The organism is Flavihumibacter solisilvae (genome assembly GCF_000814475.1).
GTDB classification, from domain to species: Bacteria; Bacteroidota; Bacteroidia; order Chitinophagales; family Chitinophagaceae; genus Flavihumibacter; species Flavihumibacter solisilvae.
Genome location: NZ_JSVC01000001.1, coordinates 315,032 through 339,834, shown reverse-complemented (window position 1 = coordinate 339,834; position 24,803 = coordinate 315,032). Strand labels below are relative to the sequence as shown.

28 protein-coding genes are annotated in these 24,803 nt (G+C 48.1%); 17 read left to right on the top strand and 11 right to left on the bottom strand.

The genetic code is table 11. The features are described from left to right. Positions 1–110: 110 nt before the first annotated feature. Positions 111–719, bottom strand: coding sequence for a T9SS type A sorting domain-containing protein (locus OI18_RS01465; protein ID WP_039136377.1), 609 nt, complete (start codon positions 717–719; stop codon positions 111–113). Positions 720–854: 135 nt separating this feature from the next. Here OI18_RS01465 and OI18_RS01460 point away from each other — a divergent pair, with 135 nt between their 5' ends. Next, entirely contained in the window at positions 855–1,310 is a 456-nt protein-coding gene (locus OI18_RS01460) for a methylglyoxal synthase (protein ID WP_039136375.1), read from the top strand. Between the two features lie 28 nt (positions 1,311–1,338). On the opposite strand, the gene OI18_RS01455 is transcribed toward OI18_RS01460, so the two are convergent. Continuing rightward, positions 1,339–1,653, bottom strand: a complete 315-nt coding sequence (locus tag OI18_RS01455; protein WP_039136674.1) for a DUF3817 domain-containing protein — start codon at positions 1,651–1,653, stop codon at positions 1,339–1,341. Between the two features lie 74 nt (positions 1,654–1,727). Between OI18_RS01455 and uvrB the strand changes: the two genes are divergently transcribed. Next, complete coding sequence (gene uvrB / locus OI18_RS01450) at positions 1,728–3,767, top strand: excinuclease ABC subunit UvrB (RefSeq protein ID WP_039136373.1); 2,040 nt, start codon at positions 1,728–1,730, stop codon at positions 3,765–3,767. 2 nt (positions 3,768–3,769) lie between these two features. Here uvrB and OI18_RS01445 read toward each other — a convergent pair whose 3' ends face one another. The 3 genes from OI18_RS01445 to OI18_RS01435 form a co-directional block, all read right to left on the bottom strand. Further along, entirely contained in the window at positions 3,770–4,711 is a 942-nt protein-coding gene (locus OI18_RS01445) for a sugar phosphate isomerase/epimerase family protein (protein ID WP_039136672.1), read from the bottom strand. 593 nt (positions 4,712–5,304) lie between these two features. Beyond that, on the bottom strand, positions 5,305–5,622 hold the full coding sequence (locus OI18_RS01440) for a peptidase associated/transthyretin-like domain-containing protein (RefSeq protein WP_039136371.1): 318 nt from the start codon (positions 5,620–5,622) through the stop codon (positions 5,305–5,307). 174 nt (positions 5,623–5,796) lie between these two features. After that, a complete protein-coding gene (locus OI18_RS01435) occupies positions 5,797–6,879 on the bottom strand; it encodes a glycoside hydrolase family 130 protein (protein WP_039136369.1) in 1,083 nt (360 codons plus the stop codon). 43 nt (positions 6,880–6,922) lie between these two features. On the opposite strand from OI18_RS01435, the gene polA reads away from it, so the two are divergent. From polA to OI18_RS01410, 5 genes are read left to right on the top strand one after another with little or no spacing between them, the layout of a single operon-like run. Then, positions 6,923–9,757 carry a DNA polymerase I gene (polA, locus tag OI18_RS01430; RefSeq protein ID WP_039136367.1) on the top strand — a complete coding sequence of 945 codons (2,835 nt, stop codon included), beginning with the start codon at positions 6,923–6,925 and terminating at the stop codon, positions 9,755–9,757. A gap of 10 nt (positions 9,758–9,767) precedes the next feature. Next, on the top strand, positions 9,768–10,379 hold the full coding sequence (locus OI18_RS01425) for a YdeI/OmpD-associated family protein (RefSeq protein WP_205409962.1): 612 nt from the start codon (positions 9,768–9,770) through the stop codon (positions 10,377–10,379). A 2-nt stretch (positions 10,380–10,381) separates the two neighbouring features. Further along, entirely contained in the window at positions 10,382–11,134 is a 753-nt protein-coding gene (locus tag OI18_RS01420) for a sterol desaturase family protein (protein WP_039136362.1), read from the top strand. Positions 11,135–11,149: 15 nt separating this feature from the next. Next, a complete protein-coding gene (locus OI18_RS01415; RefSeq protein WP_039136360.1) occupies positions 11,150–11,803 on the top strand; it encodes a DsbA family protein in 654 nt (217 codons plus the stop codon). A 37-nt stretch (positions 11,804–11,840) separates the two neighbouring features. Beyond that, positions 11,841–12,422, top strand: a complete 582-nt coding sequence (locus OI18_RS01410) for a DUF1579 domain-containing protein (protein WP_039136358.1) — start codon at positions 11,841–11,843, stop codon at positions 12,420–12,422. On the opposite strand, the gene OI18_RS01405 is transcribed toward OI18_RS01410, so the two are convergent. The 4 genes from OI18_RS01405 to OI18_RS01390 are packed head-to-tail and all read right to left on the bottom strand — an operon-like array spanning position 12,423 to position 14,248. After that, the gene (locus OI18_RS01405; protein WP_039136356.1) at positions 12,423–12,905 is read right to left on the bottom strand and encodes a DUF6265 family protein; all 483 of its coding nucleotides are present in this window, start codon (positions 12,903–12,905) and stop codon (positions 12,423–12,425) included. 2 nt (positions 12,906–12,907) lie between these two features. After that, a complete protein-coding gene (locus tag OI18_RS01400; RefSeq protein WP_039136354.1) occupies positions 12,908–13,411 on the bottom strand; it encodes an SRPBCC family protein in 504 nt (167 codons plus the stop codon). Between the two features lie 7 nt (positions 13,412–13,418). Further along, positions 13,419–13,808, bottom strand: coding sequence for a VOC family protein (locus OI18_RS01395; RefSeq protein WP_039136353.1), 390 nt, complete (start codon positions 13,806–13,808; stop codon positions 13,419–13,421). Between the two features lie 32 nt (positions 13,809–13,840). Beyond that, positions 13,841–14,248, bottom strand: a complete 408-nt coding sequence (locus tag OI18_RS01390; protein WP_240312698.1) for a DUF1761 domain-containing protein — start codon at positions 14,246–14,248, stop codon at positions 13,841–13,843. Between the two features lie 42 nt (positions 14,249–14,290). Between OI18_RS01390 and OI18_RS01385 the strand changes: the two genes are divergently transcribed. The 4 genes from OI18_RS01385 to OI18_RS01370 are packed head-to-tail and all read left to right on the top strand — an operon-like array spanning position 14,291 to position 18,581. After that, complete coding sequence (locus OI18_RS01385; protein ID WP_240312697.1) at positions 14,291–15,397, top strand: sensor histidine kinase; 1,107 nt, start codon at positions 14,291–14,293, stop codon at positions 15,395–15,397. A gap of 9 nt (positions 15,398–15,406) precedes the next feature. Further along, a complete protein-coding gene (locus tag OI18_RS01380) occupies positions 15,407–16,156 on the top strand; it encodes a LytR/AlgR family response regulator transcription factor (protein ID WP_039136352.1) in 750 nt (249 codons plus the stop codon). Positions 16,157–16,196: 40 nt separating this feature from the next. Then, positions 16,197–16,823, top strand: a complete 627-nt coding sequence (locus tag OI18_RS01375; protein ID WP_039136350.1) for a DUF5606 family protein — start codon at positions 16,197–16,199, stop codon at positions 16,821–16,823. Positions 16,824–16,865: 42 nt separating this feature from the next. Beyond that, positions 16,866–18,581, top strand: a complete 1,716-nt coding sequence (locus OI18_RS01370) for a M3 family oligoendopeptidase (RefSeq protein WP_039136349.1) — start codon at positions 16,866–16,868, stop codon at positions 18,579–18,581. A gap of 263 nt (positions 18,582–18,844) precedes the next feature. On the opposite strand, the gene OI18_RS01365 is transcribed toward OI18_RS01370, so the two are convergent. Together OI18_RS01365 and OI18_RS01360 are read right to left on the bottom strand one after the other, a co-directional pair. Further along, the gene (locus tag OI18_RS01365; protein WP_039136347.1) at positions 18,845–19,267 is read right to left on the bottom strand and encodes a Fur family transcriptional regulator; all 423 of its coding nucleotides are present in this window, start codon (positions 19,265–19,267) and stop codon (positions 18,845–18,847) included. Between the two features lie 5 nt (positions 19,268–19,272). Further along, complete coding sequence (locus OI18_RS01360; protein ID WP_039136666.1) at positions 19,273–19,932, bottom strand: SCO family protein; 660 nt, start codon at positions 19,930–19,932, stop codon at positions 19,273–19,275. Positions 19,933–20,031: 99 nt separating this feature from the next. Between OI18_RS01360 and OI18_RS01355 the strand changes: the two genes are divergently transcribed. From OI18_RS01355 to OI18_RS01330, 6 genes are all read left to right on the top strand, one after another. Continuing rightward, positions 20,032–20,424 carry a MerC domain-containing protein gene (locus OI18_RS01355; RefSeq protein WP_039136345.1) on the top strand — a complete coding sequence of 131 codons (393 nt, stop codon included), beginning with the start codon at positions 20,032–20,034 and terminating at the stop codon, positions 20,422–20,424. Between the two features lie 65 nt (positions 20,425–20,489). Continuing rightward, positions 20,490–21,086, top strand: a complete 597-nt coding sequence (locus OI18_RS01350; protein WP_039136343.1) for a NifU family protein — start codon at positions 20,490–20,492, stop codon at positions 21,084–21,086. 91 nt (positions 21,087–21,177) lie between these two features. Beyond that, a complete protein-coding gene (pxpB, locus tag OI18_RS01345; protein ID WP_082037806.1) occupies positions 21,178–21,924 on the top strand; it encodes a 5-oxoprolinase subunit PxpB in 747 nt (248 codons plus the stop codon). Next, positions 21,911–22,888: a 5-oxoprolinase subunit C family protein gene (locus OI18_RS23540; protein ID WP_052272761.1), complete on the top strand. Its 978-nt coding sequence runs from the start codon at positions 21,911–21,913 to the stop codon at positions 22,886–22,888. The genes pxpB and OI18_RS23540 overlap by 14 nt, the downstream gene beginning before the upstream one ends. Beyond that, positions 22,885–23,634, top strand: a complete 750-nt coding sequence (locus tag OI18_RS01335; RefSeq protein WP_240312696.1) for a 5-oxoprolinase subunit PxpA — start codon at positions 22,885–22,887, stop codon at positions 23,632–23,634. Before OI18_RS23540 ends, OI18_RS01335 begins: the two co-directional genes overlap by 4 nt. Beyond that, the gene (locus OI18_RS01330; RefSeq protein WP_039136339.1) at positions 23,631–24,803 is read left to right on the top strand and encodes an NRAMP family divalent metal transporter; all 1,173 of its coding nucleotides are present in this window, start codon (positions 23,631–23,633) and stop codon (positions 24,801–24,803) included. The genes OI18_RS01335 and OI18_RS01330 overlap by 4 nt, the downstream gene beginning before the upstream one ends.

Sequence of the window (24,803 nt, the reverse complement as noted above, 5' to 3'; positions counted from 1 at the left end):
CAACCCCGTTTTTAAAATCCAATATCCTATGAAAAACCAATACAATAATAGAGGTTTTCACTTATATGGCAAAACAATTTTCAAAATTGAGTATAAATACTTGTTTCCGATCAATTTTTAACCAGTTTCTCTGTAAGTACGCGCCCTGTCTCGGTTTGAGTTAACGTAATGATATACAGGCCTTTCTCTAAGGCTGAGACGTCTACAGTCTGCAATCCGGAACGCAACTTGAGGTTGGTCCGGATTTTTCCATTCTGGTCTGTCAGGATAAGTTCGAGCGGTTGCTCGGACCGTATAATTAACATATTGTCGACAGGATTTGGGTAGAATTTACAGGCCAGGTCTCCGGCAAAGCTGGTTCCGACAAGTTTGGAGAATTGTTGTAACCCGGAGCCATGTACCCATTTTATGCGGTAGTAGTTATTGCCCCTGAGGGGTTGTTCATCTGTAAATCTTGCGCTACTGGCCTCCTGGCGGAGGATTGCGACAGGCTCGAAGGGTCCGTCTTTGTATGCGGCACGTTCCACATTGAAGAAACCTTTGTCGTCAGTACCTGAAACTTCCCATTGCACCAGTACTTTACCTGGTGCGGTGTGAACCGGGTCCTGTACGCTGATAACGAGCGAACCGGTAGCAGTTGCTACCAGTCCGGGTAAGGGCGTGACAAAATTCGGTTGTGCGGCAAGGGTAGTGCATAGGCACGCCAATGCCGCAGTCATGAAATGGGTTAGTATTCGCATAGCCTGATCCGTGAGACTGTGGAAAAGATGTGCACAATTTCTGTGCCGAAGCTATAACGTACGGAAAAAGAATTCTATTGGGCCTGCTTCGTTAATGGTTTTCTAAATTGCAATATGACAAAGAGGACCCTTCACAACCGTAAGCGGATCGCCATGGTGGCACACGACAAAAAGAAAAAGGAACTGATCGATTGGGCAGAAGCGAACAAGGTGGTACTCGCGCGGCATGAGCTGCTGGCGACAGGGACAACGGGTCGATTGCTCGAGGACTCCCTGGATCGACCGGTAAAAAAACTTCTGAGTGGACCGTTAGGAGGTGACCAGCAGATCGGGGCAATGATCGCCGCAGGCGAGATTGATATCCTGATCTTTTTCTGGGACCCGATGGAAGCCCAGCCTCACGATAGTGACGTGAAGGCCTTACTCAGGGTAGCTATAGCCTGGAATTGTATCGTGGCCTGCGACCAGTCGACAGCAGATTTTGTACTTACCTCACCCCTGATCCAGGAACCTTACGACATTAACCTACCCGATTATTCACAATACCTGCACCGACGGATCGAAGATTGACATGCCGGCAAGGGCCTGTGGGAACGTCTCAGGCCTTCTGCCCTTCAGGGGCTGTGCGCAGGAACATCCGGTCAAAAATGAACGGACCGAAGGGCAACAATGACGCAAGGAATGCCAGGAAGATCCTGCCAAAACTCCATTTGTATTCCTGGCCAGCAACGATCACCAGGTAACAATAGTAAATGAAAAGCAATCCGTGGATCCATCCCGTGTATTTCACTGCTTCCGGTATACCTGCCATGTATTTAAGTGGCATTGCAATTCCCAGCAGCAATAAAAATGAGATCCCTTCAGCCACCCCGGCCTTCCTGAACAAGTCAATTGTTCGCCTGTTATCAGACATATTGGTTGTTTGTTTCGCCCGCGAAGGTCGTACCTGGAGGCTTGCCACCCAACACTCAATTGTTAAATTGCACTATGCGTTTCCAGATTAAATCATCTTATGAACCTGCGGGCGACCAGCCCGAAGCCATCCGGCAGCTTACCGAAGGCGTTATGAACGGCGAAGCCGACCAGACCCTTCTCGGGGTAACAGGTAGCGGCAAGACCTTCACCATTGCCAATGTGATCCAGAATGTGCAGAGGCCGACACTAGTGCTGACACATAACAAGACACTGGTGGCCCAACTGTACGGTGAATTCAAGCAATTTTTCCCTGATAACGCAGTGGGCTATTTCGTTTCCTATTACGATTACTACCAGCCTGAAGCGTATATCCCTGTAAGCGATACATATATTGAAAAAGACCTTTCCATCAATGACGAGCTGGATAAGCTGCGGTTGCAGGCCACTTCACAATTACTGAGCGGCAGGCGAGACATAATCGTTGTGGCGTCAGTCAGCTGTATCTACGGTATGGGTAACCCGACAGAATTTGAAAATGGCATCATCCGTATTCACGAGGGGCAGACGCTTTCCCGCCAGGGCTTCCTGCATTCCCTGGTCAACTCGCTGTATTCGCGAACACAGACCGATTTCACCCGCGGAACCTTCCGGGTGAAAGGCGATACCGTTGATATCAACCTCCCTTACCTGGATACAGGCTACCGCATCGCGTTTTTTGGCGATGACATTGAAAGCATTGAGAGTTTTGAGATCCAGACGGGCAAACGCATCGGCAAACTCGACAACGCTGCTATCTTTCCTGCCAACCTTTACCTGGCGCCGAAGGACCAGCAACAGCAGGTGCTTTATGAGATCCAGGATGAACTGACCGCCCAGGTGGAATATTTCAAACAACAGGGTAAGTTTATCGAGGCCCAGCGACTCAGTGAAAGGGTGAACTATGATGTGGAAATGATCCGTGAGCTCGGCTATTGCAACGGGGTGGAAAACTACTCCCGCTTCTTTGACCGCCGAATGCCCGGCACCCGGCCGTTCTGCCTGCTGGATTACTTCCCTAAGGATTTTTTATGTGTGATTGATGAAAGCCACCAGACCATTCCACAGGTAAGTGGAATGTACGGCGGAGACCGGAGTCGCAAACTGAACCTGGTTGACTTCGGGTTCCGGCTTCCATCGGCAATGGACAACAGGCCGCTGAACTTCCATGAATTCGAATCGCTCCTCAACCAGGTGATCTACGTTTCGGCAACCCCCGGCGACTATGAGCTGGAAAAGACCGAAGGAGTCGTTGTTGAACAGGTAGTGCGTCCAACAGGATTGCTTGATCCGCCGATCGAGATAAGGCCCAGTGTCAACCAGATCGACGACCTGCTGAATGAAATCGACAAGCGGGTTAAGAAAGGCGATCGCGTACTGGTGACCACACTTACAAAGCGCATGGCGGAAGAAATGGACAAATACCTGCACCGCATCGATATCAAATCAAAATACATCCACAGCGAAGTTGACACCCTGGAACGCGTCGAGATCCTGCGACAGCTGCGGCTGGGAGACATTGACGTACTGGTAGGTGTAAACCTTCTCAGGGAAGGCCTCGATCTCCCTGAAGTGTCACTGGTAGCTATTCTCGATGCAGATAAAGAAGGCTTCCTGCGCAATGAAAAATCACTGACGCAGACAGCTGGCCGTGCTGCCCGTAACGTGGATGGACTGGTGATCTTCTACGCCGACAAGGTGACTGAAAGCATGCAGAAAACCATCGATGAAACTACACGCCGACGCGAAAAACAAATCGTACACAATGAAGAGCATGGAATCGTGCCCCGCACTGTAAAGAAATCCATCGAACAGGTAATGGCGCAGACCTCAGTCCTTGACATCAAGGGTTATGATATCAAGAACCCATATGCACTTGCGCCAAATGATGAGCTGGTGACCGTTGCTGCTGAGGACCAGGCAGTATATAAAACTATCCCCCAGCTCGAAAAAGCGATCGGCCAGACCAAGAAAACCATGGAGAAAGCCGCCCGCGACCTCGACTTCATGGAAGCGGCCAGGCTACGCGACGAAATGTTCAGGATGCAAAAGGAACTCGAAGAGATGAAGAAATAGGGTCAGATATATTTTTCCAGCAACTGTTTTGTTTTCCGGATGCCTTCTTCTTCAGAGAATTTAGCGCCTTCATACTCGATGCCCACATAACCTTTGAAGCCGGCAGCTTTGACTATATCGATAAGGCGCTTATAATCCATAGTGGACTCTTCACCGTCCTCTTTGAAATCATAGGTCTTAGCGCTGACTCCTTTTGCGAAAGGCATCAGTTCTGTCACGCCCAGGTAAGTATCATATTTTTCCTTGCAACCGCCTTCGGTTCCACCCCATGCACCAGAGATGCAGAAGTTCCCGAAATCAGGAAGGGTGCCAACATTCTTGCGATTGGCCTGCTTCATTACACTGGCGAGCCATGCAGCATTGGAGGAATCACCACCGTGGTTTTCGACGATCACGTTGATGTTCATTGTTTTGGCAAAATCACCAAGGCGACCGAGTGAATCCGCCCCGGCATTTCTTTTATCTTCCTTACTTCCTTCGCCGGCAAGGTTCACGCGGATCGTCTTGCAACCCAGGAACTTCGCAGCTTCAACCCACTTCTTGTGGTTATCTATGGCCTGCAGCCTTTCCTTTTCATCCAGTTGCGCGAGATTACCTTCGCCATCAACCATGATAAGGTGATTCACCACGCCGTTATCCTTGCTGCGCTTAAGCATCTCGTTAAGATAATTCTTATCCTTCCCTGCCTCTTTGAAATTCACTTTCTTACTCCCGAAGAAGGTCGTTACATATTCAACCGCAGAGATCCCGAAATCCTTTTTTGCCTTTGCTGCGAAGTCAAGATGGTCAAGTTGTCCTGCGAACAACTGCTTATGCAGCGACCACTGCGCAAGGGAGATTTCAAGTCCCGAACCTTTGGCGAGCATGGCATTAAGAGCAGGATGTACAGCCAGTGCGCCGGCTGCAAGAGCGGATTGACGGATAAATGATCTGCGGGATGACATAACAATGAAAGTGTTGGTTTTGCGGTAATTTATTTCCAATGAAATATAAGCCAATTCCGGGTATGCTGGCTATTCTGATTAGCTTTCCCTGTTTTTCACAACAAAAGCTAAAAAATGGAATATCGGCTATAGATCCCTGTTTGGTATCATTTTTGGTCCTTCTCTCCTGCCCGGCCAAAGACCTTTGAGCCTGGTGAAACAAGTCAAAATACCCGGATTCTTGGCTTCCGGCCTCATCAAAAGTTGCTGTTCATGCACAGATTCGCTTGAAATTTTTACCGTTCATGCAGCTGCTACGTGTAAAAACTCAATCTTTAGACAAAAAAAGTCTTCAAAACCTGTCGTTCATACAGGCGTCCGCTGTAAATCAAAACCGTTTATGCATTTCTGCAGCTTCCGGCTAGCTTTCGGGAAGCTTCAAACATGCTTCAAACATGCTTCGCGGATGCTTCCGGGAAGCTTCCTGCATACTGTTTTTATACTTGTTTTATACTTATAGACGGCTCTTTCAAAGCTCTTTCAAAGCTTCATAGCCATGGGCAAAAAAATAGCAGCATTGCTAAATGCTGCTATCGTTCAAGCAAGTAAGATGCTTATTGCTCAAGCTTGATTTCACCTACATCTGTCGGCTGACCATCCTTCACGCTAACTGCATCTTTAGCCTGGTTCTTATACGGTGGCTTTGCTTCGATGATCAGTCGGTAATCACCGGGCTTCACATTCGAAATTTCAAATGCACCGTTCTGAACGGCTGCTTTTAATGTATCGGATGAAGACAGTGCCCATGCTTGTGTTGCAGCATCAGCAGGACTAACTGTACCCTTTATTGATCCAGTTTGTAATCCTTTAAAAGCGAATAAACCTGCAGTAAAAACCCCGAGGGCCAGAGTAGCTAATTTCATCTTTTTCATAAACGTTATTTTACTTGATAAATGAATTGTTATGTGATCATATTCCAATCATTATGCCAGTATTCTGCATTGAAAATGTTAACGTTAAAGACGAAAATTTTGGCGGGGGCATGGACCAGATTTTGCAACTCTCCGGCATGAGTAAATTCAACCCCAATCTGGCCAAATTCAGGCCTATTCTGCGATTGCGACGCCTACAAATGAGTCTGCTGTGCCATAATAAAGAAACCATTTCCCTTTAAAATAATTTATTGACTCGGCAAAAGTTGTCCCGCTTTTATACTGTCCTGTTACTTCATGAGGCAGGTCTGGCTTCAGGAAATAAGTGTCGGAACGATGAATAACTTTCTTCAGGTCGTTCCTGTCAAATACTACACGACCCACGGTATACGTGCCTTTCGCTAATAGTGGATCAGCCTTGTCATCTTCTGCATTCCTGCCATTATAAATAAGCGTTACGCCTTCGTCAGTAAGTAATGCAGGCGGACCACATTCTGTAAGATGACTGTCAAACATGCCTTTCCTTGGCGCTATCACCTGCAACAACGAGCCATCATCATTCAGTAAAGGATACCAGTCATACAGGTTTTCAGACCAGGCAAGGTTCACGAACAATTCACCCCAGTACATCCAATACTTTCCGTTGATCTTCGCAATTGCCTGGTCATTCCCTGTGCCCTTCGTAACAATCGAACCTGACTTCGACCAGTCGTTTGCAAATTTTCCATTGTGTGCACGCAGGAAGGCCGGCCCTTTCTTCTCCCACTTTTTCAGATCTTTCGAAAAAGCAACTGACAATCTGGCTTTATCCCGGTTCCAGCTTGTGTAAGTCATCACGTAAAGACCATCTTCGGTTACAGCTAACCGTGGATCCTCACAGCCTCCGGGGTAATCATATTTAAGAAATGGTCCCGGCTCCGGATAGAGGACCGGCTCGGGGAACTTGGTAAAGTGAAGTCCGTCGTCACTAACCGCGAGACCGATCCTCGAAGTTCTTTCGCCGAGTATAGCGGCTGGATTGTCTTCACAACGGTATAACATATATACCTTGTTGTCGCGCACGATCGAAGCGGGGTTGAAAACATCAGCGCGTTGCCACTTCACTTCCTTTTTTTGCACAGGACAGTAAAAATGGTACGCAGAATCCGCCCGCAGGATCGGGTTTTCAGCAGGTTTATGGAAACGGTCAAACGGGATTTGTTGCGCCTGTAATTGCCAGCCGGTGACCAGCAACAGCGGCAGGAAAAGTCTGTTCATATCACGGGAAAATGTATACCTCAAACTAACCTATTTTTGTTCCATGGACAAACGCCTCTTTCTACTCGATGCCATGGCCCTGATCTTCCGGGCTTATTATGCTCTTATCCGCAGCCCCCGTATCACTTCGCAGGGAAAGAACACGAACGCGCAGTTCGGGTTCACAAACGCCCTGCTGGAACTGATCAATAACCGAAAGCCCACCCATATGGCAGTGTGCTTCGATACACAGGCTCCTACTGAGAGACATACCGATTTCTCCGATTATAAAGCCAACCGCCAGGAAGCGCCTGAGGACCTGCTGATCGCAATACCGGATATCAAACGTATTATCCGCGGGTTCAACATCCCCGTGGTTGAAATTGACGGGTATGAAGCAGATGATGTAGTGGGCACCCTGAGCAAACAAGCCGCAGCTGCCGGATATGATGTGTTCATGGTCACTCCTGACAAGGACTATGGCCAGCTCGTTTCAGACAGGATCCGCATTTACAAGCCAGGCTACCAGGGAGGCGATATTGAGATCATGGGACCTGAAGAAGTGTGCAGCAAATGGAATATCAAATCAGTAGAACAGGTGATTGATATCCTGGGCCTGATGGGTGATGCCGTGGACAACATTCCAGGCATAGAGGGAGTGGGAGAAAAAACTGCAGCCAAGCTGCTTGCAGAATATGGAACGCTCGAAAATGTGATCGCCAGCGCCGATGGGATCAAAGGCGCACTGGGAGAAAAGATCAGGAGAGGAAAGGAATCCGCGATCATGTCGAAAAAACTCGCTACCATCATCACAAATGTGCCGGTTGAATTTCACGAGGAGGACTTCAGGCTCAAGGACTGGAACCGTGATGCGCTGAGGGATGTATTTACGGAGCTGGAATTCCGTACCGCCGCTAAACGGATCCTTGGCGAAGAGATCCTGACCCCCGGTGCACAACAGGCACCAAAAGGTGTGCAGACTGATCTCTTTGGAAATGTAACTGATACTACTCTCCCGGTAAAATCCGGGAATGGCTTCAGCCCCGAGGAAGCAGTTTCCGAGGCCGTTATAACAGTGGATCGCAACATTAACAATACGCCACACAGGTACGAGCTGGTGCAGGGTGAAGATGCCATTGCCGCCCTCATGAAAAAGCTTGAACCGTTTGAAGAGATCAGCTTCGACACGGAAACCACCAGTATCGATGCAAATGATGCTGAGCTGGTAGGACTTAGTTTTTCCGTTGCTCCGCATGAGGGCTATTTCATTCCCACGCCCCCTGACCAGGACGCCACCAGGAAGATCCTCACCCAACTGGGACCGCTTTTCGCCGACAAGTCCAAAACCTGGATTGGTCAGAACGTCAAGTATGACCTGCTCATCCTGAAATGGTATGGCGTTGAACTTGCCGGGAACCTTTTCGATACAATGCTTGCGCATTATGTTATTGAACCGGATGGGAAACGCAGCATGGATCTGCTGAGTGCAAAATATCTCGGGTATGAGCCTGTGCCCATTGAAGATCTCATTGGCAAGAAAGGCAAGAACCAGGGAAACATGCGCGATGTGGAAGTGGAAAAAGTGAAGGAGTACGCGGCTGAAGATGCTGACATAACCCTGCAGCTGAAACACTCATTCACGCCCCAGCTGAAAAACCTAAACGTGCAGAAGGTCTTTGAAAAAGTGGAGAATCCACTGGTGAAGGTTCTCACCGATATGGAGTTCGAAGGAGTAAAGGTGGATACGAATTTTCTACTCGACTATTCAAAAGAACTGGAACGTGATGCAAAGGCTGCCGAAGAACGTGTATATGAACATGCCGGTGTAAGATTCAACCTGTCTTCACCAAAACAATTAGGTGAAGTACTGTTTGAGAAACTAAAACTTGATCCAAAAGCGAAAAAGACCAAGACCGGACAGTACGCAACCGGTGAAGATGTACTTGCCAAGCTGGCGATGCAAAACCCGATCGTAGATGATATCCTGGCTTACCGTGAGCTCACAAAACTTAAATCAACTTATGTCGATGCACTCCCGTTGATGATCAACCGAAAAACCGGTCGCGTGCACACCTCCTATGCACAGGCAGTTGCGGTAACGGGCCGTTTATCGAGCAACAATCCTAACCTGCAGAACATTCCCGTAAGAACAGAGCGGGGAAGGGAGATCCGGAAGGCATTTGTTCCACGCGATCAAAACCATACGATCCTGTCTGCAGATTACTCGCAGATCGAACTGCGGATTGTTGCTGCGATCAGCAGTGATGAAAAAATGTGCGAGGCGTTTCGTCTTGGCAAAGACATCCATACTGCAACGGCTGCACAGGTATATGGAATTGAGGAATCAGAGGTAACAAAAGACCAGCGCAGAAAGGCGAAAAGCGTGAACTTTGGGATCATCTACGGACAGGGGGCATTTGGACTGGCAGACAACCTGGGAATCAGCAGAACCGAAGCGAAGCAGATCATTGACAACTATAAAAAGGAATTCAACGGCATAACCCGTTATATGGATGATACGGTTTCATTTGCCAAAGAACATGGTTATGTGCAGACCCTGATGGGAAGAAAACGCTGGCTGCGTGACATTAACTCGTCCAACTTTACCGTTCGCGGGTTTGCGGAAAGGAACGCCATCAACTCTCCTATCCAGGGAACGGCAGCTGACATGATCAAACTGGCAATGACAGCAATGCACGAGGTAATGAAAAAAGAAAAGCTGAAAAGCCGGATGATCCTGCAGGTGCATGACGAATTGCTTTTTGACGCAGTCAACGAGGAAGTGGAGATCCTGAAACCGCTGATCATCGAAAGCATGCAGAACGCGCTACCGTTACCCAACAACGTACCGGTAATTGCAGAGGTGGGACAAGGCCTGAACTGGCTCGAAGCACACTAAAATTTTAATAGTGAAAGATCCCCGAATCGACGCTTACATTGCGAAAGCTGCTGATTTCGCAAAGCCAATCCTGGAGCACATCCGCATGATAGTGCATAAGGCATGTCCCGAGGTAACTGAGACATTGAAATGGAGCATGCCGCATTTCGACTATAAGGGTGAAATGATGTGCAGCATGGCTGCGTTCAAAGGCCATTGCGTAATGGGGTTCTGGAAAGCGTCGCTGATGAAGGACCCGATGCTGATGGACAATGCCGCATCGGAAACATCAATGGGACACCTGGGTCGCATAACTTCATTAAAGGACTTGCCACAGGATAAAAAACTGGTTGCTTTCATTAAAGAGGCAATGGAGCTGAATGATAAAGGGATAAAAGTCGCAAAGAAACCGGCTGCTGAAAAGAAAGAGCTGGAAATCCCCGAAGAACTACTTTCGGCCCTGAAGAAAAACCGTAAGGCCCGTGAAACATTTGAAGCCTTCAGCTACAGCCATAAAAAGGAATATGTGGAATGGATAGCGGAAGCTAAAACCGAGCCCACAAGGGAAAAGCGATTGATACAGACAATTGAGTGGCTCGGGGAAGGGAAGTCACGTAACTGGAAATTTGTAAAACAATCTTAGGCATGACCTGGGAAGCTTATTTTGAAGTTGCCCGGCTGATCGGCGGACGATACTTTGTGCTGGCAGGAATCGCGTTCCTGCTGGGCTATGTATTACTCAGGAAAAAAGTGGCGCCGAAAAAGATCCAGCAGCGCTATCCTTCCCGGTCAGATTATACCCGCGAAATAGGTTATTCCACAATTACCATTGCCATTTTTGCCCTGGTACCCTTCCTGTTGATCCGCAACCCGGACGTTCGCCCGTACACCAGGTTCTACACCAATATCGCAGAACATGGCTGGATCTATTTTTTCGCGGCATTCCCGGTTATGCTTGTGTTGCATGATACTTATTTCTACTGGACCCACCGACTGATGCATCATCCGAAATTGTTCAGGTGGTTTCATCTCGTGCATCACAGGTCCACCAATCCGTCACCGTGGGCAGCCTATTCATTTCATCCCCTTGAAGCTGTTGTGGAAGCGGGGATTGTTCCGGTATTTCTCTTCCTGATGCCGATTCACGGACTTCACCTGTTCTTCTTTTTTCTCTTTATGATCGCTTATAATGTTTATGGCCATCTCGGGTATGAGCTTTATCCGAAATGGTTCAGCAGGCATCGCATTGGAAAATGGATTAATACGTCAGTCAATCACAACCAGCACCACCAGTATTTTAATGGCAATTATGGACTATACTTCCTGTTCTGGGACCGTATCATGGGAACGATCAGGAAAGATTACGAAGAAAGGTTTGAGCGCGTCAAATCGAAATGAGCCTTAATTTGCAGTATGTCGCCTACTATTTTCTACTGTTACGATGCATATTGTGGATGGTGTTACGGATTCAGTCCCGTTATCAAAGAAATCAGTGATTTGTATTCAGACAGGATCGCATTTGAAGTGCTTTCAGGCGGCATGATCCTGCCAGACCAGCCGCGGCACATCGGTATAATGGCTGGTTATATCAGCGAGGCCTATAAATCCGTAGAGGAAATGACAGGCATCCGCTTTGGTGAAGATTACCTCTGGCATATCTTCCACCCGGAGGAAAGCGACTGGTATCCCAATTCAGAAAAGCCTGCAATTGCCCTTTGCGTTTTTAAGGAATATTTCCCTGACCGCCAGGTGGAGTTTGCTGCTGATCTGCAGTATGCGCTTCATTTCGAAGGTCGTGATCTTTGTGACAATGAAGCTTATCGGCACCTGCTTGAAAAATATGGCATCGATGCAGACCAGTTTTATGAAAAGCTGGCGAGTGATGTGTACAAGGAAAAAGCTTACTACGAATTTTCGCTTTGCAAACAATTGCAGGTCAACGGCTACCCAAGTGTACTGATGCAGGTAAGCGAATCCAAGTTTTTCCTGCTTTCGCGCGGTTTCACAGACAAGGAGTCCCTGGTACAAAGGATCGAAGCAGTGCTGGCCGACCTGAACAAAAACTGACCCCCGCAGTTTTCGTAACTTTAAGGAAATACTTTTTATGAAACGAATAACCATGATTATCGTTGGTTGCGTTTTTACTTTATTCCTTACCAACCAACTACCTGCCCAGTCCGTTTCACAGGATGATATGATGAAGGCCTGGCAGGCTTACATGACACCCGGGGAATTCCACAAAATGCTCGCAAAGGATGAGGGCGAATGGGCAGCCGAAATCAGCAGCTGGATGGATCCAAATGCAACTCCCACAAAATCCACCGGCAAAATGGTCAACAAAATGATCCTGGGCGGCCGCTACCAGGAACAGCGTTATACCGGCGATTTTATGGGCATGCCCATGGAGGGGATCGGAACCCTGGCCTATGACAATGCGAAGAAGGTTTTTGTGTCCACCTGGATGGACAATATGGGCACTGGTATCATGACTATGGAAGGGAAGTACGACCCTGCCACCAAAACCATAAATTTCGAAGGCAAGTCTGTAGACCCGCTCACAGGAAAGGACATGAAATGCCGTGAAGTTTTCAAATACGTCGATGACAATAACCAGATCCTGGAAATGTATATCAACCAGACTGGAAAGGAATTCAAAACGATGGAGATCAAGTTTACCCGCAAATAACTAACGCACCCGCTTGTAATGGTAATCAACCCGGCGGGCTGTTTCGCCGGTTCCGCCGTCGATCCAGGCATGGATCGAATCAGGCGTGGCTATCCTGTAAACAACGCGTTTCGGAAAATCGTGTGTCGGGTTTTGGAACACGAAGGTCTTTTCCTTTGAAGAGATCAGGAAGAATGGAATTGGCTGCTGTTTATTCTGGTTGACTACCGAGGCGACAAATACAATCTGATGCTGCCTCCTGGAAAGGGTAACCTGTTCTGAAACGACGGTATCGCCATTATTGATGCGGAACACCCGTCCCTGCAGCTGGTTGTTGTCAACTTTTACCCATTCCTCGTATAATTCGTCATCCCCTCCTGCCCGCACCCATAATCCTTCCAGCACTTGCAGGCGGGTAAAGATTTTTTTGTCCTGTGCAGGTTCATCAAGGTGCTGGACAAATGAAAAACTCAGGCAGAGAATGGCGATTATACTATTGATCATGTTCAGGAATTCAACATGTTCTGAAGGCTCACATCCCTGTTTCTCAGGTCTATTTCCCCTTCCATCATGCTCTTCAGGTTTGCAAGGTAAAAAGTCCACCCCGTTTTACATCCGATATGGAATAAGGCCTTGCCTTCTTCGTCCGTCGGAATGGAATCCTGCTCGAGCTCTACGATCTGTTCTTTACCTGAAGGCAGGATTCGCACGGTACAGTGGCCTGCCTTGCCGAAACTGAACTTGAACATATCGGTACCGTTGGCCTCCATGATCTCTCCAAATTCAACAGTTTCATCCGGCCAGCCATGCCAAAGAAATTTATACCGATCGCCCTTTGAAGCAGAGTCGGGATGTGCCAGCAATTTACCACCTTTCGTAGTGTATTCGCACAATCGCAGAAACCATGTCTCCATTCCCTCACTCGTTGCCCAGGAGGAATACAGCTTTTGAGCCGGTGCATCAATATTGATCCGCACCACAAACCGGCTCCAGTCAAAATGATTGTTCATAATGCCCTCATTTTTGTGGAATAGAATGCAATGCCACCCTGTTTCCCTCGGTGTCTATGAACACTCCCATGAAACCGATCTCAGGACTGACTTCTGTCTTGGGTACCAGTACCCTTCCACCGGCGCCTTCCACTTTATCCAGCACGACCTGTACGTCGGGATTGGCATTCAGGTAGACCATCGTCCCGTTTGAAGCCGGTTCATAGAAATCAGGGGCATAGCTTAATGCCCCGCTGACGCCGCTCATGGGATCCTGCACCGGGAACATCCGCATCTGGAGATTGGGAAAATTCATGGGAACCATTTCGATTCCAAATATTGATTCATAAAACTTTTGCGCCCTGTCGATGTCCGACGTAGGGATCTCAAACCAGCTGACAGCGTGTTGTTGTGCCATAATAATTGGTTATTAGGATGAAAAAATTCAATCTATCTCCACAACCCGATAATTGCTCCCATCAGGGTCAGTGACACTACACTGTATCCGCCGTTGATGAGGATATGCCTCCAGCTTTTCAGCTCGAACAGGCTATGGATCGCTACCGCACAAAAAGTCCAGATACCTGCCAGGAAACCTGCGGTCGTACCCCAGGCAAGGTCAGTTTTCATGGTAGGAGAATCGACGAGGAACATGGCCAGGTTCGCGGCCATAACGAGCGAAAAGATCGCTGTGAACCCAAAGATCTTTCCTTTATTGCTTTTCCGGATCTCGTCTTCAGAAAGATTGCTGTCTTTCATCCATGGATTCCCGAATAAGCCCGGTGAATACCAGATTCCACCGATTACGAAACTGGATAGCCCGGCTACCAGTACAGCCAGCCAGTTAATTGTTGACATGTCCATAAGCGTGTTTTGCATCCTAAACTATTGTCTAATTTCATGGTGTCCAAACAGGGCCGACCCAAACCTGCCATAATGGGAATGAACCCGGAAATATCACCGACAAACCCCGTTTCAGGCGTTCAGCACATGAACGATGTCGGCTTTCGTGTGATCCTCATCCCATTCCTCGGAATTGCCATTCCCCTGGCGACGAGGATGATCCCCCATTCCCTGCTCACCCTTTGGCAGGTTAAGCTGAGTTACCTGTACACCATCGGAATCGCATTTATTGTCTGGCAGGGAAACCGGTACCTCCTGTTCACCCTCCGGACTTATTTCAACTGGTTCAACCATCCCCTCCGCAAGATCGGGGCACTGCTGCTTGTGATCCCGTTTTACACGATCCCCATTAGTGTCCTGATGCTGACGGGATGGTATCATCTTTTCCTTCATGGCGAGGTAAACTGGAATGTGGTGATGCAGAGCACACTCATTATCCTGATCGCCGTGGTTTTTATTGTGCATGTGTATGAAACCGTGTTCCTGGTGAAAGAATCCGAGAAGGAGATGCTGCTGAACACACAGCTCGAAAGGGCAAGGACCGAAGCTGCACTGCAGGCGCTTAAAAACCAGATAGACCCGCATTTCATTTTCAATTCACTGAATACGCTGAGCCACCTTATTGAAGCGTCGCCGCAGAAAGCCCGCAAGTTCAACGATAATATGGCCGAAGTATACCGTTATATCCTTCATAATAAAGGGCGCGACCTCGTGATGCTTTCAGAGGAAATGAGCTTCCTGCGGAACTATTTTGATCTTTTGAAAATCAGGTTTGAAGAAGGCCTGCAACTTGACAATAGGGTAAGCCTGGAAGAAGAGGAACGGTTCCTGGTGCCCCCGATCTCGTTACAACTCCTTATGGAAAATGCCATCAAACACAACGACTTCGGTCCGCAACACCCGCTTCGGATCAGCCTGCAACTGGATCACGGAACACTTGTCTTTTCCAACCGGACCAGGGAAAAGATCACCGACCGTAATTCTAACGGTATTGGCCTGGCAAACCTCCGTGAACGCTATAAAATGGTTACTTCACGTGACATCACTATTTCCGTTACAGACAATGAGTTCTGCATCCGGATGCCATTATTGAACCTTGACTAAGCTCCAGCTATGAAAATACTCATCATAGAAGATGAAGCCCCGGCAGCAGCCAAACTTACCACGGCACTTGAACAGGCACCTGTTGAAATTGAACTGCTTGGCATTACCGGCAGCGTTCGTGACAGCGTGCAGTGGTTGCAGCAAAATCAGCGCCCGGACCTGATCTTTATGGACATTGAACTAAGCGACGGCCAGTCTTTCCGCATCTTCGAGCAGGTCAGTATAGATTGTCCAGTGATTTTTGCGACAGCTTATGACGAATACTGGCAGGAGGCGTTTGAATGTAACAGTATAGATTACCTGCTGAAACCCATCCGCCAGGAAAAGCTCGAAGCGGCGTTAAAAAAATATGAATCCCTGAAACAGCACTTCGCTGGAGCACTGGAACAGCTGCGTAACTGGCAGCAGCACCCGCCGAGCTATAAAAAAAGGTTCCTGATAAAGAGAGGCCCCGATTATGTAACCCTTAAGACCGACGATATCGCCTATTGTTATGCGGCCCATAAACTGGTCTGCCTCATCGATGGACAGGGTCAGCGCTACCTGCTCGACAAGTCCCTCTCTGATCTGGAACGTGAACTGGACCCCGCCCATTTCTTCCGGCTGAACCGGAAATACCTGGCAAATATCAATGCCATCCGGAAACTTAAGGGATTCGGTAAAGGCAAACTCCTTGTGGAACTGCATCCGGCCGCCCCGGAGGAAGTAATCGTAAGCAGCGAACAGACCGCCAGTTTTAAGGATTGGATGGATGCCTGAAATTTTACATTATCTTGCACGTCCTTTACAACTATCAGTTATGGAATATAATAGAATCATAGCCGTTACCGGATTGCCGGGATTATTTGAACTGGTCAGCAGTAAAAACGACGGGGCCATCGTACGTTCGCTAGACGACAGGTCTACCAAATTCGTGTCTTCCCGCATACACAACTTTTCTCATCTCGAGAGCATAGAAATATATACAGTACGTGACAACGTAAACCTGGTTGAGGTCTTCAATGCCATGGAAAAAAGCGCAGACAAGCTTCCCGACGGGAAGGATGCCGCTGCTTTAAAGGCTTTCTTCAAGAAGATTTACCCTGACATGGACTTCGAACGCGTTTATGCAAGCGACATGAAGAAAATGATCAAGTGGTTCGAGGTTCTTAAGAAGAATGAAATCGAAATCAAACTGACCGAACCAGCTGAGGAAGTGGAAGAACCTGCTGAAGTTGCAGAACCGGTAGAAGAAGCTGCTGCGCCGGCAAAAACGAAGTCGGCCAAGGCATCAGCTGCAAAAGCTGAAGCTGCACCTGCCGAGACAGAAGAAGCAAAACCGGTTAAGGCTGCCAAGAAAAAGGCTGCGCCTAAAAAAGAAGCAGCTACGGAGGAAGCCACTGAGGAAAAGCCGAAAAAGACGGCCCGTAAGAAGAAAGAGGAATAACCACCAGGTTCCTCATTTGTCAAACCTCAAATATCAGATTGTATGGTTGCTGAAATCAAAGCAGCTCCGCGGCAATTCCTTCCGGAGGATTTTACTATTACCACCTGGGAAGCCCTTGAGCCTTATTTTATTGACCTGGTTGAAAGACCTGTCGTTTCCGGTGTAGAACTGGAAAAGTGGATGAAAGACAGCAGTGAACTGGAAGCCGTGATCAGTGAAGACGCATGTTGGAGACAGATCAGGATGACCTGCGACACGGAAAACAAATCGCTCGAAGAAGCCTTTACGTTTTTTGTGATGGAGATCCAGCCGAAGATCCAGCCATATGCCGACCAGCTCAACCGGAAACTGATCGATAACCCGCTGACAAAGGAACTCGACCAGAAACAATACTTTACTTACCTGCGGGGTGTCAAAAAATCCATTGACCTTTTCCGTCTTGAAAATATTCCCATCCAGGCTGAGCTCAGTGTACTTGCACAACAGTATGGAGTGATTTCGGGGAAAATGTCGGTTACAGTTAACGGTAAGGAATATACGCTGCAGCAGGCGAGTAAATTCCTGGAACATCACGATCGCTCCCTCCGCGAGGAAGTGTATATGAAGATCCAGGGAAGAAGGTATGAAGACCGCGAACAACTGAACGAACTGTACACGACACTTATTAAGAAGCGCCACGAAGTAGCATTGAATGCAGGCTTTGAAAATTACCGCGATTATAAGTTCGTGGAGATGGGTCGGTTCGATTATACCAAAGAGGATGCGTTCGCATTTCACGAAGCGGTTAAACTTCACGTAGTGCCGCTCGTTGCTGAAATATATAAAAAGAAAAAATCTGATCTCGGTCTTGACACACTGAGACCATGGGATACAGAGGCAGAGCCCGAAGGTGTAAAGCCTCTTCATCCATTTAATACAGGTGACGAGCTTCTTGAAAAAACGATCGAGTGCTTTCGTCAACTTCGTCCATACTTCGCCGATTGTCTTGCTACGATGAAAGACATGGGGCGATTAGACCTCGAAAGCAGAAAAGGCAAAGCACCTGGTGGGTACAATTGTCCACTTGCTGAAACAGGCGCACCATTTATTTTCATGAATGCTGCGGGACAAATGCACGACGTTACAACGATGGTGCATGAAGGCGGACACGCTGTACACTCATTCCTTGCGCACCCGCTTGAGCTGAGTGCTTTCAAAGAGTACCCGATGGAAATTGCTGAAGTGGCAAGCATGAGTATGGAGCTCTTCAGCATGGATTATTGGCACACTTTTTTTAATAGCGAAGAAGAACTGGTGAGAGCACGGTTACACCAACTGGAAAGAGTGATAACCATATTTCCCTGGATCGCGATCATTGACAAGTTTCAGCATTGGGTCTACGAACATCCGAATCACACTCCCGAAGAGCGTGCAGAAAAATGGTTAGAGATCAATGATGAATTTTCGACAGGTGTTCTTGACCTGAGTGGATTGGAAGAATTCAGAAAGTTTGGCTGGCAAAGACAATTACACCTTTTCGAAGTGCCGTTTTACTATATCGAATATGGCATCGCACAGCTCGGAGCAATCGGAATGTGGATGCAATACAAAGAAAATAAGGAGCTGGCACTTGACAATTATATGAAAGCTCTTTCGTTAGGTGGAACCAGGACATTGCCTGAACTGTATGCCGAGGCCGGTATCAGTTTTGACCTGGGTCCGAACCGTGTTAAAACATTGATGGAGTTCGTCCGCACTGAATTGAGTAAACTTCAATAAAGTGGAAAAATACCCGGATTAGGGTATAGGAAAAACTTGCATTAGATGATTTATAACAATATATTTGTACAGGAAAACACTTAGAGGATAAAACCTCTTCAGAAATAGCTACTAATCAGAGCCTTAACCAAAAGTCCCGGTGTGTCTACATCGGGGCTTTATTTTTTCAGGAGGTTCTAAAACGGGTATTTTAAGGTCAAACAGGAGGTTCAGCCACTCTTTTTCCGTGTTATTTTACCGTTAAGCGGGAGCTCTCCAGGAGTTTATTTTTCGCGGCAGTCCTTACACACCCCGCTGATGACCATTTCAACCTGGGTCGGCTCAAATCCGATGGGCAGTTTAACGCCGGGAATCGTTACTTCATCAAGGCAGATCGTACTGCCACATTCATTGCACACAAAATGTACGTGGTTATCGTGGTGGTGACCACCGGCGCAGTCATCTTTACAGAGGGCATAGCGAATGCTGTTGTCTGCGGTTGGAATGGTATGGATAATGCCCTTGTTGAGAAAAACCTGCAGAGTCCTGTAAACAGTAACCCTGTCGAATTTTTCCCCTGTACGCTTTTCAATATCGCCGTGGGCAAGTGCACCCTGTTGGCCAAGGAACAACTCGAGGATCCTTACCCGGCTTCCGGTAACACTTAGCTGGTTCCGCTTCAATATATTCTCAATGACCTCGTGCATGGCTACTATGGATTATTATTGAAGAGTCCGTTTGAAAACCTGGGACCGCCGGACTCTTTCTCCTTAAGCAATTCGGGAATGTCTTTTATCAGGCTCTCCACTTCATCTTTCTTCAGCCCGTCATAGATCCGGCGTACGCGGCCAGACTTATCAACAAGGGCAAAAAACTGGGTATGTATAAACTGGTCTTCAATACTACCGTTGTTGTTCCGGGGATCATCGAGTAGGTAACTCACCCTGGCCGCTTCATACAGGCTGTCCTTACTACCTGTCAGGAACCGCCAGTTTCCACCATTGACACCAAGTGAATCTGCATACGACTTCATCCGTGCCACTGAGTCTGTTCCGGGATCGACAGAATGCGACAGGATCATGAACCCTGGCTCAGTCTTGTACTGATCGAACACAAGCTTCATATTCCGGTTCATTTTCGGACAGATGCCCGGGCAGGTTGTAAAGAAGTATTCGGCTACATAAACCTTGCCTTGTACGTCCCTTTCAGAAATTGGCCGCCCATCCTGGTCAAGGAAGTGAAAAGGTTTAACATAGCTTAAAACAGGCATTTTAACTTCGCCAAAGCCAGGCAAAACCTTCGTCATGGCGAACAGGAATCCTACAAATAATACGGCAAAAAACAGCAGATAAAACCAGGTACTTTTTTTCATGGCATACAAAGTTACAGCTAAGGGCCAATTCTGTTCGCTTCCTTTCAAAGAAGAAAGATTTTGCAACAAAGTTGCATCTTCTTATTTTTGCCATCCTTTATGGGATTTAAGATCAACTGGGATGCCCTTGGAATTGCAACTTCGCTCGCCTGCGCCATACATTGCGCAGTACTTCCGCTATTGCTGACGAGCCTGCCCATTTTCGGCATCAATATCATTGAAAATTTGCCGTTTGAGTATTTGATGATCTTCCTGGCTTTCCTGATCGGGGCTATTTCCCTGTATCATGGCTACAAAAAGCACCATCACCGCTCCGGACCTTTCCTGATGTTCGGGCTGGGAATAGCTCTTTTGCTGGCTAAGCAGACCTGGCACCACTTGCAGGTATGGTTCCTCGTTCCGGCCGTGATCAGCATAGTAACGGCGCATTTTCGCAATTTCCAGCTTTGCCGCAGGGCAAACCATTGTCATGCTACAGACTGCAACCACTAAGTTTCCGGATTTTACAAACATTGCTGCCTGCTTATTGTTATTTTTGCGAGTAAATCTGTCGAATTATGATAAAGACCGGAAACCCTGTTATCAGTATCTATACAGAAATGACGCCTAACCCGGAGACCATGAAGTTCGTGGCCAATAAGTTGTTGTACCCGGGCAAAAGCATCGATTTTCCAGATATCGAAAGCGCAAAGCCTTCACCGCTCGCTATTGAGCTGTTTGGTTTTCCATTTATAAGAAGTGTATTCATTGCCAGCAATTTCGTTACCCTCACTAAAACAAGTGAAACGGAATGGAATGATGTGATCCCAAGCATCCGCCAATTCCTTAAAGATTACCTGGAAGAGGGCAAAGCGGTGGTTAACGAGGAGGAAGTAGCGTCCTTCAAACCCCAAAGTAGCAACGAAGTAAGCGCTGATGATGATGACGTGGTAAAACGCATCAAGGAATTACTGGAGAACTATGTGAAGCCGGCAGTAGAAATGGATGGCGGCGCAATCCAGTTCAAAAGCTACAATGAAGGTGTGGTGAACCTGATGCTGCAGGGAAGCTGCAGCGGATGCCCTTCGAGCATGATCACGCTTAAGGCAGGGATCGAGGGAATGATGAAAAGAATGATTCCTGAAGTGAAGGAAGTTGTTGCGGAAGCAGAATAAAGAGACCAGTCAATAAGTGAATATATTTTTTAAGAGTCATCAATGCGATGGCTCTTTTTCTTTTATATCAACTGATCATTTTGTAATTTGACTGATCACCATCCGATTACTTGCTATCCGCTACGACTACTCCATCTACACCATTTCGGAATCCGCTGTAACCCTTCAGTATGGATCTGACATCTCTATTGACCGTCACAGGGAACTGACAGCTTTGAAAGAACGCATTTTAAGCCACCCCCCTGCCGGCTTCCGGGATGTTTCGGTCGCGTATAACAGCCTTAGCCTGTTTATAGAGCCTTTTGATACCTGGCGTGAAATCAAAATATCGCCACTCGCATACCTGAAGAACTGGCTGCGGGAAAAGGCCGCCTGTATGGACGGCTTCACAAGCCAGCCTGCTGATTCAAAGGAAGTGCTGCTTCCGGTTTGTTATGATGAAGCCCTTGCACCTGACCTTGCTGCAGTTGTTGCGGAAAAAGGCATATCTGTCGAAGAACTTATCAGCCTACACACCCAACAGCCGTATTACGTGTTTATGTTGGGGTTCAGTCCCGGCTTTCCATATCTTGGAATCCTTCCTGATAAACTGCACATACCCCGCAAAAGCCGTCCGGCTCTTGTCGTGACAGCGGGTTCCGTAGGCATAGCGGGAAAACAGACCGGCATTTACCCATTTGATACTCCGGCCGGCTGGTACGTGATCGGCCGCACGCCGGTCAAGCTTTTCAATTTCAACGACTCACAGCGATGTCTCCTGAATGCCGGCGATACGGTCCGGTTCAGCTCAATAGATCTTGAAACCTTTAAATACCTGAACCAGTATGAAGATAAATAAAGCAGGTATGGCCACGGTTCAGGATACGGGCCGTTTTGGTTACAGGAACTGGGGAATCAACAACAGTGGGTGTATGGATGAAAGTTCTGTCTGGTTGTGTAATATGCTGGTGGCAAATGGTCATAGTGATGCTGTGGTGGAAATAACCGGCGGGGAGTTTTCATTTACAGCGACGCAGGTCCTCTTGCTTGCCTGTGGTGGAAAAGGTTACAGGATCTCCAGGAATAATAACTCCGTAGAGCCGTGGCAACCCTTTATCGCTGAAGCAGGCGATACGGTTCACATTCGCCCGGATACCGGGGGCGTATATTATGTGGCGGTTCATGGCGGAGTCCGCTCGCAGTGGATTCTCAATAGCCGCAGCACGCATCTCCAGGCCGGCTTCGGGGGCCACGACGGCCGTACACTAAAGCCGGGAGACCACTTAACTGTTTCGGTTCTAAGGAATGAACTGGGAGAAAGGATCTATCGCCACCTTTCAAAACCAAACGGGACAGGGCATTTACGTTTATCACCCCAGGCCATCCCGGACCATACCAAATCAGTGATCCGTTACTTTCCTGCAAATGAACACCTGACATTCAGCAGGGAAGCGCTGGCTATTCTTGAAACTGAAAAATTCGAGCTGACGAAATATGCCAACAGGATGGGCTTCCGGTTGAACGGACTTCCCATGTACCTGGATAACCCGTTCCAGATGACTTCAACGGCGGTTGTCCCCGGAACCATGCAGGTTACACCTGATGGACAGATGGCCGTTCTCATGACCGACGCACAGACCACAGGAGGGTACCCGAGGATTGGCCAGGTTTGTCGCGTTGATCTTTCCCTGCTTGCCCAACAACTACCAGGTTCGTTGATCAGTTTCAGGAAGATTACCGAAGAAAAAGCGGAATCAATTTTCCTGTCGCGCCAGCAGGCATTTATTTCCCTGGAAAAGGACTACGCGCTGTTTTTCTCATGAACCGCATCAGAATGGATATTAACTGTGACCTTGGTGAAGGTGCCGGAAATGATGAAGCACTCATGCCCCTCATCAGTTCGGCCAATATTGCATGTGGTTTTCATGCAGGTGACACGAGTACCATGTTGCAAACCATCCGTCTTGCACGGCGGCACAAAGTAGCTATCGGAGCGCATCCCTCCTATGATGACAGGAATAATTTCGGCCGACGGAATATGAACCTTGGCGCCAGTGAAATATTCAGCCTTGTCCGAAGGCAGGTACAGGGAATGTATAACCTATGCCGTGCGGAAGGAGAATATCTGCATCATGTTAAGCCACATGGAGCATTGTACAACCAGGGAGCAGCAGACCCGGTTATTGCAGCCGCGATCATCGCCGCTGTAAAATACGTGTCACCCTCGTTGATGATTTATGGACTGTCCGGCAGTCATCTTATTTCGGAAGCCGGATCAGCGGGACTACCAGCAGTTGCGGAAGCGTTTATGGATCGCACTTACCAGGAAGATGGCACCCTTACGCCCCGTTCAGAGAAAGGTGCATTGATAGATTCAATCGACTCAGCAATTGAACAGGCGCTGTCACTGGCCCTGGACCGGCAGGTTAAAACTATAGGTGGTACGCTGGTTCGCCTGGAAGTGCAGACGATCTGTATCCATGGCGATGGATCGCAGGCTGTTGCTCTGGCAAAAGCCCTTTCGAAGGGATTCCGACAGCACGACATAACCATACAATCGCCAGGATGAATAACCGATCCTTATACCGGTCCGCTTTCTGGGGAGCCGCTTTCCTGATGGCAACATCTGCGATCGGCCCTGGCTTCCTTACACAGACCGCGGTATTCACAGAAAAGCTGGTTGCGGCCTTCGGCTTTTCCATTCTTGTTTCCATCATCATTGACGTTATTGTTCAACTGAATATCTGGCGCATAATACTGTCGTGGAACAAACCGGCACAACAAATTGCCAATGAATTATTTCCCGGACTGGGCTTTCTGCTTTCACTGATGATTTTGCTTGGCGGACTTGCTTTCAACATTGGTAATGTTGCGGGTGCGGGACTTGGACTGAACGTGATAACGGGAATGGACACGCGCATCTGCGCCCTGATCAGTGCCGCAGCCGGAATAATCCTGATGCTGGTGAAAGATGCCGCAAAAGCGATGGACAGGTTTGTCCAGCTTCTCGGCGTGTTGATGATAGGGCTCACCTGTTATGTGGCGATCGTTGCAGCCCCACCAATAGGTAAAGCACTGGCAGGAACATTCTGGCCCGAGGTGATAGACTGGAAATCGATCGTAACAATCGTGGGTGGCACTGTAGGTGGATACATCTGCTTCGCAGGAGCACACCGCTTACTGGAAGCAAAGTTACCGGAAGAACAAAGAATGCGTTCCGTTTCATCAGCTGCGATAAGGGGAGTTATAACTGTGTCGGTTATGCGATACGTGCTTTTCCTGGCGGCACTGGGCGTGGTATGTGCAGGGTTGACGCTGGATAAAGGCAATCCGGCCGCAGCTGTTTTCCGTCACGCTGCCGGCGACGTCGGATACCGGTTATTTGGAATTGTATTATGGAGTGCGGCAATTACTTCTGTGATCGGGTCTGCCTATACATCTGTTTCTTTCATCCGATCCTGGCATCCGCTGCTGGAGCGTTATCACAAGCAGGTCCTTGTTGCCTTCATTTCGGTTTCAACAATAGTTTTCCTGCTGGTTGGCCAGCCTGTAAAGCTGCTGATCACAGCCGGAATGATAAATGGCTTCATACTACCCTTTTCCCTGTTTATCCTGATAGCGGCAAACCTGAAAAGCAGGAAAAAGGAAGGCTACCAGCATCCGGCATGGCTGAGCATAACCGGGTTACTGGTAGCCTTGTTATTGACCTGGATCGCTATCCAGGTACTTATCTTCTGA